Genomic DNA, 13,392 nt, shown 5'->3' with positions numbered 1-13,392 from the left:
GATATGACCGACCGCGTTGATATTCTGCTCTATGTGGCCCTCAGCGAAGAAGCTGAGTCCGTGCTTGAAGTGCTGGGTGACCAATTTCAAGCTAGGGAGCTCAAGAATGCCAACCTCACTGCTTTCATCGGGACAATTCCCGGGCCGACACCAGGCAGAGATTTCAACGTTGCAATGGTTCCCGCTGGTAAAATGGGGAACACCCGCTCTGCCTCTACTGTATCCCTTCTAATCAAAGAATTTGAGCCTGCGGACGTGGTTGTAGTCGGAATCGCAGGATCACTCACTAACGAAATTGAGCCGGGAGACGTTTTTATCCCGGACAGCGTCAATGAATATCTCGCTAATTCTGCTACAAGTGGTGAGGAAGGTGACTGGACGTTCCTAGTATCAGGAGACCGCTTTCTGACTTCTCGGCGACTATTGAATCGTTTCCAGTATTTCGCACACACCCGTAAGTCGGAATATAGGGAGTGGCAGAGCAGTACGCAACAGCTGAGATCTGCCTTGATATCTGCTGCGACCGAAACGGCACTTATAAACGCGGGCATGGAAATGCGCGGAGAGTGCAAGCTCTATGCAGGCGATGATCTAAATCTCGCCAGTGGTCCAGCAGTAGGTAAGGGCAGAGCGTTCTTGGAGTGGATCAAACAAAATGTCGACCGAAAGGCGGCAGCAATGGAAATGGAAACTGCGGGTGTTTATGACGCCGCACTTATTCATATACCAACACCTAGGACTATTGCAATTCGCGGAATCTCTGACTACGCGGACGCACGCAAGGCGAAGATTGAAGAGGTCGCGAAGGGGGTGTTCCGAGCATTGTCTGCTAAGAACGCCGCTCTGCTATTCATTCATGCGGTAAAGGCGGGCTTGTTTGAGGTCGAGAACCTAAGTGCAGCTCACTCCGGTGGATCAACAGACCCGGAACGGCTGGATTCATGGGCAAGGTCGGTTTACGTTATCGGGGGCGAGACTGGCGAGACTGCCGATGTCGATTCTGAATTGCCTCAACTACATCGTGCGTCTCTCAAACTAGGGACCGTACTGGCACGGGCCGGAGCTCATCTTGTTGTCTGTAGTCCTTTCCCCGATTCCGCAGACTACTATGTTGCAATGGGTTATGCCGATGCAAATGGCGGCGGTACCATTCATTTTCACAGCCCAACTCATCCGAAGGTCGAGGAGAAACGGCAGCTTTTTCGGCGGACCTTCGGCGCCAATCTGATGATCCAAGACTGGGACTATCCTGCACCGGAGACTGAAGAAGACGGGTCTTGGTCGCAGGCGTGGTTGCTCGCGCAGCTTCAGGCCCTTGAAAAGGCCGACGTCGTCGTAGCACTGGGCGGGAAGGTCTCTAAAACCGCAAGTACGCTGCTCCACCTAGCTGAAGCAAAAGGTTTGCCAATTATTCCTTTTGCGTTCTTGGGAGGGGTGGCAAAGCGCATTTACCGCCGCCGTGATTGGGGTCGGCTAAATCCAGGGTTCGACGCAACTATTCTGGAAAGTGAGGGTAGCGTTGAGAAAGCAGTATCAATCGCTAATCGTCTAGTACGTGACAGAGTGAGGCGATCGATAGCACACAGTCCTAAGCCAAAAACCATCTTCATCAGTGTCGCGCGGCAAGACAGTGCCATGGGCGTAGCTTTAGATGATGTGCTAATGAGTTATGGTATCGAAGCTGTATTGGGCGAAAGGGAGATCGTATCTGATCAGCTGATTCCAACAACAATAGAGCAAGCGATCCGCCGCAGCGATATCGTAGCTGTTCTTTGGAGTAGATTCTATGCTCAGAGTCCATGGTGCTATGATGAACTTGCTTTGGCGCTCAGCTTAGAAGCACTTAGTGGAATGAAAGTCTGGTTGTTCAATTTGGATGACTCATCCATCGTGCCAACTCAGGCACGGAAGCTGCCCGTGATTTCAGTTCGTAGTGAGGAAGGACTCCGATACGCCGTAAAGGACCTACTTTCATAGCATTACTTTGAGGGTTCTCACTTATCTACGATTGTCGGGGTGTCTCTGCACTGAAAGGAAATTTTTACGTAGCTCAGTAAAGTGCACGATCTGCGTAACAAATTAAATAGAGAAAATTTAAGTTTTGCTCGTTGTGGGGGCGGGAAGTTATCCCTCCTCCCACATTTCCTAAAGATATTATTGATTTATAGGATGCACACGCGTTTATATGGAGTATTATCTTCGCCAGGTTTGGCGGAGAAATCTACAAAGTGTGGAAGTATTGAGAAGGCTAGCCCTATAAGGCCAACAGCAAAAAAAGATACCCGGAAGCATTTTCCATAAGTCCAAACTGCAAAAAATCCTTTGGCACGAGGTGTCTGCCGCTCTCTAGTAAAGATTAATATGTCATCGGTTTCGGTTGCTGCCTCGACTTGGCAAAGAGTCGACTCCGCTGATTTAATCATCTCGGAAACTCGTTGGTCAAGTTTCCAGAAAATGAAAGATACCATAATAAGAAAAATGCCAAGTAAAGAAGCTAAAGTTGAAAATTTAGTTCCCTGTTGCAAGCATACTCCAACCCCCGCGGAAATAAGCCCGGAAATTGCCAAGAAAAAGTTGAATACAGTCATTCGCTGTTGGGCGTGCAGTTCGAAGTATCTCCACGCATGATCCATTGTCCGTTGGATTTTATCATTATCTGTCATTTAGTTTCACCTAAGCAAATTTTACCATGGTCTTCAAGCAGTTTTTGAAGTGTTCGGGCGCTAGCGAATGCAGCATATCGTTGCGCTTCGTCATCTTTGTCTGGGTCAGCATGATCGCATACAGCTTTCAAGGCAAAAAAACGTATAGGTGGACTAGATGTATACGCTGCGGCATATAATCCGTAAATTTCCATTTCTACACCAAATACGTCTCTTTGTTGGTTTTCTTGAATTTCTTTGATGGTTATTCCATCGGCAAGGACCGCAGAGCCTGAGGCTACGGGGCCTATTTTTATTCTTGTAGTATACGGGCACTCCGTGCCAAAAATAGAGGGCAACTCGTTAAGAAATTCCCTATCTGAACGCAGTACCTCCATCAAGGTTTTTATGGCATATGTCGCCGGAATTTGATGAGGAGAAATCATGCGTTTAGTTGTTTCTCCATCACGTACTATTTTTCCACTTTGGAAGTCCCAAGCGAATTCAGCGAAAATGACATCGCCAATTTTAGATTTGCTTGGAATTCCTGCGCATATCCCTATCATAGCGATTAGGCTTGGGCGGAGCTGAGATATGGCGATAGAAGTTTTTACCGCCGTTTCTACCATTCCCATTCTACTTGCGAAAGCGGCAGCGACGGTAATTTTATGGCCGTTTGATGTAAACCATCCATCTCTAACAAACATATGATCGTGGATGGGACGTGAAGGAGCCCAGTTCCAAGGCACCTCCATCAGTGCTTCAAATTCAGGTGTTTCAAGCGCACATAATAAAACGATATCAGTCCGCTCTGCTCTCGTCGTTACGACGGGGCGCGCCTGCTTCTCACGTAGAATATAATTGGCGCAGTTAATAATCCTCTGCTGCCATTCATTATCTATTTGGGAGTAGTTGATAATAGACCACGTGCTCTCGGAGAACGTATCTTTCGCTGCTCCAGCTGCACCCAAATCTGCGGTTATACCAATTATTTTTCCTGGCTTGATGATGAGCTCATCATTGTTTATTCGGTGAAGGATCGCAAGTGAGTGCTCGTGAGAGCCATCTTCATCAGTGTCGTAAAGAGGGATTATTATATCTAGAACTAACAAGTCAAAATACTGATTTTCCAACGCGGTCTGTGCCTCATCGGCACTTCCTACTAAGACCACGGAGGCACGATCAATACCGATTTCCGAAAGTTTTGTCAGGAGGTTTTTGTAACGACTTTTGCAGTCGTCGGCAATTAGTATTCGCACAGTTACTCATGCCCTTTACTAGTTCGGAAGGCTTCAAAAGCGGCTCTTAGTTCAGTTTTCCAAGTCTCATAGGTGGAGTTGTAGTGAAGAACTCCTTGTATGATCCCGGGAAAATCCTCTTTAAGCTCCTCCCGAAGCTCTGAAAAACCTATATCACCACTTTCTCTAGGAAAAACCTCGTAGCCCGTGACTACTATCGTTGGGCAAGCTAGGCCTGCAAATCCCATATATCTTAGGACCTCTATACCTCCGAACCCTTGAGCCCTACCGCCACTTTCTTTATTGGGAATATCTACATCAATCGTTGGTAATGACATGTCAAGAAGTATAAGGTCTGGGACGTTCTCGTCTAGTATGTCTAATGCGGAGTTGACCGAGCGAACCGTGTTGATGTGCATGGGTACACAAAGAGCCCGCAGAAACAGTTCGATCTGTGTGCTCTTTGGTACTTCGTCTTCAACAATTAAAATAGCGATTGGCCGCTCACTCATAATACCTCCTCGATGGGAAGCGTTTCGCCCATAAAATGGTAGGCTACAGTTATTTCGAATTCATCATCATTGAAGCCGAATGTTAAATGGCCTTTAGTTGATTGCTTTACCACAGCTGCGATTTTATAAAGCCCGCTGCCCCCTTCGGTTTTGGTTTTAGAGTGGAACTCGCCGCGCTCTATGTTCTCTCTAATCTCGGCTAGTTTTTTTTCTGATTCAATTCGTGTGCTAGATTTTGCGGAGCAACGTGTTTTTATTACAAAGCTCTCATTGCCGAGGTCTGGGTCAACTGATATATGAATCTTTGGGTTTTTTAAGCCTGAATGAACTCTTGCGTTGTCCAGGGATACAAATATTACGTCATGTATGAAAACCAGTGTACTAGGCAATACGACGACATCAGAGGTGCTTGTAATTACACTAATGTTTGGCTCGAACCCGCGAAGGCATTTTTTTGCAGCTTCAATCGAGATTTTTACTGCCTGATCGGTGTCAAATGTTCGCTTGAGTGCGTCTTTGTCACTAGTTCTGCAGAACCAACTACTCGCATCATCTAGCGCAAGCTGAACAGCTACGGAGCATTCGCCAATTGTCCTGTCGACTTCAGGGTATTCAGATCGCCCTTCAACGAGACTCTTTAAAGATGCTCGGAATTCGTCGAAGATAATAGTTATTCTCGACTTCAGTTCGCCAGAGATATATTCTCTAACTTCTCCTAGTGAGCGATCTAGTAGCGCCCACATGATTCCAACGGCGCCCTTTACAAAGGTTTCCGTGTCCGCGTCGTTCAATACTACTCTGGCAATTGGGACGATTTGAGGGCCCAGTTCAAATGAGATTAGTCCGTGCGGGTTTTCCTTCGATCTGATTTGGATTACCTTATTTTTCGTCTCAATGATTGCTGTATCGAAGGAGTCTGAGAAGCGCTCTATGGTATTGCTGAGTTTTGACAAGATATCTTTAGAACAGTCTGAGAATCTTTCCAGAAGCTCTTCGTTTATATTGTAGTCGGCCCCGCTTTTTTCTTTATTTGTGATTAAGTTTTGTAGCTCAAGAGGGCCGCGGATAAGGCCTACAAAAGACTGATGCCTGATGCGTTTGCTTAAATAGTAGTCAAGACCGAATAGTGAGTTGTTTAGGAATTCGTGGCCAACTCTGGCGAGAAGAGAATACAAAACAGTATCCGCTTCGTCGAACTCAGAGAACTGTGGTGATATCTGATTTTCAATCAAGATATCTCTCATGAGTTCATCGTACTCTGCCGGGGTTACTACTTTGGCTAAATCTCTATATCTATAAAACTCTTCGGAAAGTTCCCGGGTGGCCCATCGCGTCAGTGCGCCGATATCAACTTGAACTCTTGTGCGGTCCACAATCCACTGGCCGTCACTCATCAGTTGTCGATTTGATATTTCCATTATCTCATCTGTGTACTCGTACTCTCGCTCTGGATCAAGGTCTCGCAGTACTGAGCAAGTATTTTGACGTTGATGCAATATTTCCGATGTGGTTTTCACGACTCGAACTTGGTCAACCCAATTGCAGGTGCATACGTGTCTTAAAAAATATACAAGTTGATGGGCGGGTAATGGAGTTTTCTCCATGATGTTTATCAGCTTGGCAGGTTCTTGGACATCTTTTCTACGAATAACTTGACCAAGTTTGAATCTAAGGTGAGAGGCGGTTGTGTTTTTTTCGGTGATTTCCCACAGTATGTGTAACGCTATCGGTGGGGCTAATAGTGCGCCGCACCTATTGTATTCCTCGGTAGTGTAACTCTCGATCGTGCTTGCTATAGGGAGTAGATCAATTCTACATTTTTCTCTTGAACACTCATCAGCTATAAGTTCTATTATGGTTTGACGATGGCCACTTTCGTGAAGAGCATGCAGGTAAAGTGGAATCACCAGAGCCGGAAGTAAGCGCGGCTTGGATTCTCTTAGTGACTCGATATCATGCAATACTAGTTCTAGGTCATCGCTCTTCAACAGTCCGCAGCATCGAAATAGTTTTACTGCTACGCTGTCAAGGTTTCCGAAATCTCGATTTGGATTTTGTAGAAGTCCCCAAAGAAGATTAGAAGGTGATTGGTCTAGGTTAAGATCAAAATTAACTTTGTCCTCAACGCCGATAGAAGGGCAGTTCAAAGAGATAGTTTCTGGTCGCCATTCTTGAGCTGGAAACGAACGATACAGTAATCCGACAAAATTGCGAATCGCATTTGCAAATGGTAATCCGCTAAAGTTTGTGGTGACTTTTAGTAGGCGTGAATAAGCTGCCGATGAGCTATGGTCTTGTCTTAATACGCTAGCTATCAGGCGGCTTACATCGGAAAGGTTTCCGCCTTTAATGGTTTTAGAGCCGAAGCTTAATGCAACTCCAGAGTAAATATATTCCCAGGCGTCTGCTTTTCGTCGGAGGAGGTCTTTTGGCAGTAACGCAGACTTTATGGCTGAGTATGAATTGCCGAGAGCGAGCGCATCAGCGGTTTTTGTCTGCCTGAGAGGAAAACTTGAATTAACTGGTAGGCCAAACGATAAGCAGGCTTTTGATAATCTAAAATCGTTTACTGTCAGTGTTTGATTTAATGCCGCCATTACAGTGGTTTTTAGTTCTTTGTTACTCTCGGAGGTTGTTGAATGTTGAACTAGGCTTACAAATGTCTCATATATGTCTATGAGCGAATGGCTTTGTTCGACGCGAAGTACATCCGCAATTTCTTCGATCTTGTTCGGCCAAATATTTAGCAGTCGATGCCTCATGTAGGATTTTACAGAGTCTTCGTATCTGCTGTGATCAGTTATGCGTCTCTGAATGTCTTCCGTGTATTTTTGTATGCTTACCCTGTCTTCGTTTCGTACGCTAGTGTTGTAAGCAATGAAATTTAGTAGTCCTGCCTTATAGATAGATCGGACTTCTGATGTGTATTTTTTTTGGCCTTCCAAGCCTCCCACGACACCTTCTAGTGCAATTCGAAGCTGTACTGACCAGAAGCTCGCGCCGTGTATAGACTCTAGCTCTTTCAGTAAGGTTATCGCTTTTGTGTGGTCGCCCGAAAGAACAAGTTTTTCAATTTCTTCTGCGTATAATCTGAAATGACTTACCGTAGCGTGGTCTTGATTGATTCTAGCTGCAATCCAAAGGATTTCTCGCTCAAGCGATACTTTAGAATCTTTCCAAGATACTCCCTGTAGCTCATCGTACCCTGTTGGATACCTTTTAAGTTCGGGGAGTTGGTTCGCTATATGAAAGCCACACCACTGTAGGTATTTTGAGAAAGTCGATGTGTGTAATGCAGCTCTAGCCTCGAGCATTAGGTCTCGGTAGCCGCGTCGAAAAACGAAGGAGTGATCGTGTCTACGGTTTTTCTCAAATTTTTTTGCCTTGAAGGCCGAAACCAATCCTCGGAATTTGTGTTGGCAGTCTACAAAAATCTCTTTATGGTCACCAGTACTTAGCATTTTCAATCCCTGTATTTAAATCAGATTTTATTTTTATCCGATTTCGTCTGCCTTGAATTACTAAATGATATTTTCTATCTTGCTAGGTAAACTATTAGACGACTGAGGTGTGTTTTCCGTTTCGACAATCGATAGTGCATGATGGCCCAATGCCCTTGCTCAATCAATACACACGTTAGTAGTCTCAAATACAATTTTGGCGAGCGACGGCAGACTCCCATCACTCCAGTGAGGGGGCAACCCTAGCGACGTGAGCGATGACGAGGCCTGCTGGGGTCAAGCGAAAAACCATGCGAGTATGCTCCCACAATGCGCTTTCATGAGATTGAGATAGGTGATGGCATGCGGGCTCGACAGCAAGGGCGCTTCTCCAGGTCTCGGGATACCGCTGCGGATATCCAACCAACGGCCGAGCACATTATCCCTATATCGTGATCAAACCCCACAGCAACACGCTTCGAGGGGCGCTCGACATCGCGGTGATCGTCAGTGTCGCGGCAGCCTCTATCCGTGCGCTCGCTATGAGCCTGCCGTGGTAGGTCATAGTGAATCGCCCCTGGTTTCGTAGACACCAGGGGCGATTCAGTTCCGTTCGAACCTTCCGGTGGTCTCACCGACGGGCTGCCGCTCGATTTAAATGTCGAATGAATTTCTATGTAGAGCGGCCCGGTTGGTCGTCGATACCTTAGTAAGTTAAAGTTAAAAGAAGGGCGTTACAGCGGTAGCATACTGATCCCGGCGCACACATATCTGAGGGGCGCGACTCGCCTTGATGGTCATGATAAGACAGCAAGGGCAAGCAGATGTTGGCTGGTGCTGCGAGGCAAAGCGATTTTCTGATATAGCACCTTCAGTAATGGTGGGGTTCTCCCACTGCAGCGGACGTCAGGTCGAATTTGCAGTCCGCTACCACGCTGACTACACCATATAAACAAATAATTCTTTGTCTTAGCACCGATTTCCCTGGATAAGGCAAAGAATTGTTTGCTTTATGGTGAGCGTCAACCAAGCCAGCCTTTGTCCGGCAAGGCTGGGCGATTCACCCATTCGCAAGCACTTCCATTTCAAATCTGGTTGAAAAAATTTAAAACCAATTTGAGAACCTAGGCCTGGCGGCGAATATTGCCGATCTGACGCAGGCTCAATCCGTACTTGTTGGCCAGCATGCTGCGCGACAGGCCATCGGCGCTTTCCTGTTGAATCTGCTGGTTGCGCAGTTGGCGCAGGAAATGGTCAACCTTGGGGATTTCCAGTGCCATGCCGGCAAATCGCTTGATCAGCGCATCCAGCGCGGGCGCTGGCAGAATTTCCGCCAGGGCCGTGCGTTCGCGGTGTTTGGGAATGTACTTGGGGCGTCCGCCATAGGTGTTCGTCAGGTTGTAGGCATGTTCAATGCCAAGGCATTCGATCAGCATCTGCAGCGAGTGGGGCAGTTGCTCGACGTCGATTCGGTCCAGGTCGCTCAGTTCCATGGTGACTTCCTTGTGGGCGATAGTTCGGCACCTTGATGATCTGTGCCATGCGGCTGAAGCCATTGCAAGTAGCATCAGCGCGGCAAAGCGCGTCTGCCTGTCGTGGCTTGAGCTGGATTCTCGGCTACCGGGCAGAACGGAGGCTAGGCAGCAAGTGGGGCAGAAGGGGTGGCCGATTTGCACGCTTTCTGTAGGACTGGCATTGCTTCGATGTGGGAATGGAATACAGCCTCAAGCGCTGAGCCTTGACTACCCGTTGGTAAGGTAATTTCACCTTTGTCTGGTTGGCCAACCCATGCTCACTCGCAAGGGCGAGCCAGCAGCAGGCTGACCTGGCCCAGATAGCTGGCCGGCCGGCTGACTCCATGTTCAGGGAAGCTGCGCCAGTCGACCCACACGCACACAGCGGTCACCTCCTGTGCGGCAACCTTGCCGATGACCCTGGGGTGAAAGTCACGGCGATACAGCACCTGCGTCTGCTTCAGCGCGAGGGCCTCATCCGCTGTGGCCAGGGTAGCGGCAACCAGTGCCGGGATTTGTGCCTGGGGCACATCGAAGTGCACGCCTCGTGCGCCAGAGTCCAGGTGCCCGGCCTGTCGGGTGCGTTGCCAGAGCTGTTGCCATTGGCTGCTACCGGCGCTGCCCGCCAGCTGTGAGCCGAGTTCCAGCAAAACGTTTCGAGGTTGGGATTCGGTCGGCAAGGCATGAGCCTTGAAGGTGCCAAGCAGTAGCAGGCTGGCCAGCAGGGTGCGCATGAGCATGGTCGACTTCCATTCGTCTGGGCGTCAGCCCGGGAAGCCATGTTGGCAATGCAGTGCTGTCGGCAGAAGCGGGAAATTGTCCGCTGTCCGGCGGGGGACGTTGTATCATGCGCTCGGCCCGCGTCGGGCCTTTTCGCCGATGTCGCAAGGAAATACCCAATGACTCAAGGTCAACGCCTGAAATACTCCATCCTGATCTCCCTGCTGGTGCTGGGGATCATGCTCGGCCTGTCCTACCTGCAAAAGCAGGGGACGATCAGCGAGCAAGTGTTCCAGTACATCGCCATCGGTGTGGCGGTGGTTGTGGTGGTGGTCAATGGCATCATGCGGCGCAAGGTCAAGACCTGAGGCCGTAAGCGTGGCCGGCTTTGGCCGGCCGGGCGCTCAACGAGAGATGGCCTGCTCCAGCACTTCACGGGCCTGGGGGTTGAGGCTGTAGCATTTATCGCTGCCCAGGCTGATCACGCCTTCGGCGCACAAGCGCTTGAGCACTTCGCGAACGCTGAGGAACGACAGCGGGATATCCAGTTGCTCGAGCTGGCTGTGTATCCCGCGTACACCGATACTGCGACCATTGCGATCGGCCATGTGCAAGGCATCGATGACCTTCAGGCGAATCAGGCTGGTGCGCAGGCCAAAGGCCCGGAGCAGCTCGCGGATGTGTTCATTGCCGGGACGCTCGTTTTCGCCGGCTTCAGTTCTTTCAGTCACAGGTTGGCTCTTCGTGCGTCCAGGGCCAGCTATCACCGCTGACTGTTGCTGGTTGTACATGTGAATGCTCCATTTCTTGGCCTGTCCAGATAAGCAAAAGTGTTTGCCTACACCTATAAGACGAATGAGCGCGGCAAAACTGCAGTACCTGACGAAAAAAATCTGCAGATTCACCTTCTAAAGACGTATTGAGCTGGCTGAAACCGTAAATTTCCCCGGCGTATTTCGTTCAATCAGAACGACTTTTCCCTGATTGAGCTGGAGTGCGCGTGATCAAGCCTCGTCCTTTTGCAACCCTTTGTATGGCCGGGCTGCTCGCCGGTCTCAGCCTTCCCGTCCAGGCGCGGGTGGCAGCGGGCGATGCGTCTGCCGAAATCCGCCGTACCAGTTTCGGCGTGCCGCATATCCTGGCCCAGGACGAGCAGGGCCTGGGGTACGGTATTGGCTATGCCTATGCGCAAGACAACCTGTGCCTGCTGGCTAACGAAGTGGTCACCGTCAACGGCGAGCGTTCGCGTTACTTCGGTCCCAAGCAGCGCACTTTCGAGCAGCGCGAAAACCTGCCCAGCGACCTGTTCTTCAATTGGCTGAACACGCCGACGGCGGTGTTCGGCTTCTGGCAGGCACAACCGCCGGCCATGCGCGCGCGCCTTGAGGGCTATGCCAAGGGTTACAACCGCGCATTGGCCGAATTCAAGGCCCAGGGCCAGGGCGCGCAATGCCTGCAGGCAGAGTGGCTGCGGCCTGTCACCACCCTCGATCTGGTCAAGCTGACCCGCCGCTTGCTGGTCGAAGGCGGTGTCGGCCAGTTCGCCGAAGCATTGGCCGGAGCAACGCCACCCAACATCGTCGCCCAGTTGCGCCCCGACCTCAGCGTCGCCCAGGCGCGTCAGGAGCAATTTGCCGTCGAGCGCGGTAGCAACGCCGTGGCGATCGGTGCCGAGCGTTCATTCAATGGTCGTGGCATGCTCCTGGCCAACCCGCATTTTCCCTGGGCAGGCGGCATGCGTTTCTATCAGATGCAACTGACCTTGCCGGGCAAACTGGATGTCATGGGCGCTGCCTTGCCGGGGCTGCCGCTGATCAACATCGGCTTTAACCGCCATCTGGCCTGGACCCATACCGTAGACACTTCCAAGCATTTCACCCTGTATCGGCTGGAGCTGGACCCCAAGGACCCGACCCGCTACCTGCTCGACGGCAAGTCGCTCGCCATGACCCATCAACGTCTGAGCGTGACGGTGAAGGCCGAGGATGGCCAGTTCAAGCCCGTGACCCGTGACGTCTACAGTTCGGTATTCGGCCCGATCGTGCAGTGGCCGGGGCGCCTGGACTGGAACAAGCAGTACGCCTTCAGCCTGCGTGACGCCAACCTCGACAACACGCGGGTACTTGAGCAGTGGGATGCCATGAACCGCGCCGATAGCCTGAAAAGCCTGCAAGCTTCGGTGCAGCGCCTGCAGGGTATCCCCTGGGTCAACACCCTGGCGGTGGATGCCAAGGGCCAGGCGCTGTACCTGAACCAGTCGGTGGTGCCCTACGTCGATGCCGCCTTGCTCGCCCAGTGCAGCGATCCGGCCGCCGGCCAGGAAATGATCGTGCTCGACGGCTCGCGCAGTGCCTGCAACTGGAAGGTCGACCCGCGCACCGCGCAGGCCGGCATCTTCCCCGCGCAACTGCAACCGAGCCTGAGCCGTAGCGACTTCGTCCAGCACTCCAACGACTCGGCCTGGATGGTCAACCCGGCCAAACCGTTGCAGGGCTACTCGCCGTTGATCAGCCGTGAGGGTCAACCCCTGGGCCCGCGCAGCCGCTTTGCCTTGCAGCGCCTGGCGAGCTTGAGCGAGAAGGGCAAGATCAGCCAGGCGGACCTGCAGCAGATGGTCATGGACAACCAGGTGTATGTCGCCGAGCTGGTCATGCCTGACCTGCTCAAGTGGTGCGCCGGGCAAACCGCCGATGCCCAGCTCGGCGCGCTATGCGCCAGCCTCAAGGCCTGGGACCAACGCGCCAACCTCGACAGTGGCCTTGGCCTGGTGCACTTCCAGAACATCATGCAGGCCCTGCAGGGGCGCAAGGACTTCTGGCGGGTCGGCTTCGACGCCGCCGATCCGCAGCACACACCGCGGGGGCTGGCCGTCGATCAGGCCGACGTGGCCAACGCCTTGCGTGAGGCAGCCTTGGCTTCAGTCGCGCAAGTGACCAAGGCCGGGCTCAGCAATGACGCGCGCTGGGGGCAGATCCAGCAGGCTGCCGATGGCACGCCGATTCACGGCGGGCCGGCGAGCCTGGGCGTGTACAACGCGATCCAGAGCGTACCGGTTGCCGCCGACAAGCGCCTGGTGGTCAGCGGCACCAGCTACCTGCAACTGGTAACCTTCGATGAGCGGGGGCCGCATGCCCTGGGCATGCTGGCGTTCTCGGAGTCCAGTGAGGCAGGTTCGGCCCATGCCGGTGACCAGACCCGGGCGTTCTCGGCCAAGCAGTGGCAGGTGATTCCATTCACCGAGGTGCAGATCAAGGCCGACCCGCAGTATCGTCTGCAGGTGATTCGTGAGGTTGAGGGCGCGACGCTGGCGAAGTCCGCGCCTTGAT

General features: G+C 51.5%; 10 protein-coding genes. 3 read left to right on the top strand and 7 right to left on the bottom strand.

What is annotated here, in order from left to right:
- Positions 1-3: 3 nt before the first annotated feature.
- Positions 4-1,977, top strand: a complete 1,974-nt coding sequence (locus CCOS864_RS18505; RefSeq protein ID WP_115087788.1) for a phosphorylase family protein — start codon at positions 4-6, stop codon at positions 1,975-1,977.
- A gap of 185 nt (positions 1,978-2,162) precedes the next feature.
- Here the strand turns inward: CCOS864_RS18505 and CCOS864_RS18500 are convergent, their stop codons facing one another.
- From CCOS864_RS18500 to CCOS864_RS18475, 6 genes are all read right to left on the bottom strand, one after another.
- Positions 2,163-2,663, bottom strand: coding sequence for a hypothetical protein (locus CCOS864_RS18500; RefSeq protein WP_115087787.1), 501 nt, complete (start codon positions 2,661-2,663; stop codon positions 2,163-2,165).
- Complete coding sequence (locus CCOS864_RS18495; protein WP_115087786.1) at positions 2,660-3,901, bottom strand: 5'-methylthioadenosine/S-adenosylhomocysteine nucleosidase family protein; 1,242 nt, start codon at positions 3,899-3,901, stop codon at positions 2,660-2,662. The genes CCOS864_RS18500 and CCOS864_RS18495 overlap by 4 nt, the downstream gene beginning before the upstream one ends.
- A gap of 2 nt (positions 3,902-3,903) precedes the next feature.
- On the bottom strand, positions 3,904-4,392 hold the full coding sequence (locus CCOS864_RS18490; RefSeq protein WP_115087785.1) for a response regulator: 489 nt from the start codon (positions 4,390-4,392) through the stop codon (positions 3,904-3,906).
- Positions 4,389-7,853, bottom strand: a complete 3,465-nt coding sequence (locus tag CCOS864_RS28095) for a hypothetical protein (protein WP_148708559.1) — start codon at positions 7,851-7,853, stop codon at positions 4,389-4,391. Before CCOS864_RS28095 ends, CCOS864_RS18490 begins: the two co-directional genes overlap by 4 nt.
- A 1,103-nt stretch (positions 7,854-8,956) precedes the next feature.
- Positions 8,957-9,325 carry a Mor transcription activator family protein gene (locus tag CCOS864_RS18480; protein ID WP_115087783.1) on the bottom strand — a complete coding sequence of 123 codons (369 nt, stop codon included), beginning with the start codon at positions 9,323-9,325 and terminating at the stop codon, positions 8,957-8,959.
- A 299-nt stretch (positions 9,326-9,624) separates the two neighbouring features.
- Entirely contained in the window at positions 9,625-10,086 is a 462-nt protein-coding gene (locus CCOS864_RS18475) for a hypothetical protein (protein ID WP_244211939.1), read from the bottom strand.
- Between the two features lie 159 nt (positions 10,087-10,245).
- On the opposite strand from CCOS864_RS18475, the gene CCOS864_RS18470 reads away from it, so the two are divergent.
- Complete coding sequence (locus tag CCOS864_RS18470) at positions 10,246-10,434, top strand: hypothetical protein (RefSeq protein WP_115087782.1); 189 nt, start codon at positions 10,246-10,248, stop codon at positions 10,432-10,434.
- Between the two features lie 36 nt (positions 10,435-10,470).
- On the opposite strand, the gene CCOS864_RS18465 is transcribed toward CCOS864_RS18470, so the two are convergent.
- On the bottom strand, positions 10,471-10,857 hold the full coding sequence (locus CCOS864_RS18465) for a fe2+ zn2+ uptake regulation protein (RefSeq protein WP_115087781.1): 387 nt from the start codon (positions 10,855-10,857) through the stop codon (positions 10,471-10,473).
- Between the two features lie 242 nt (positions 10,858-11,099).
- Between CCOS864_RS18465 and pvdQ the strand changes: the two genes are divergently transcribed.
- Positions 11,100-13,391: a bifunctional acylase PvdQ gene (gene pvdQ, locus CCOS864_RS18460; protein ID WP_115087780.1), complete on the top strand. Its 2,292-nt coding sequence runs from the start codon at positions 11,100-11,102 to the stop codon at positions 13,389-13,391.
- Position 13,392 lies beyond the last annotated feature (1 nt).

Source organism: Pseudomonas wadenswilerensis (genome assembly GCF_900497695.1).
Lineage (GTDB): Bacteria > Pseudomonadota > Gammaproteobacteria > Pseudomonadales > Pseudomonadaceae > Aquipseudomonas > Aquipseudomonas wadenswilerensis.
This window is presented reverse-complemented; position numbering and strand designations above follow the sequence as displayed.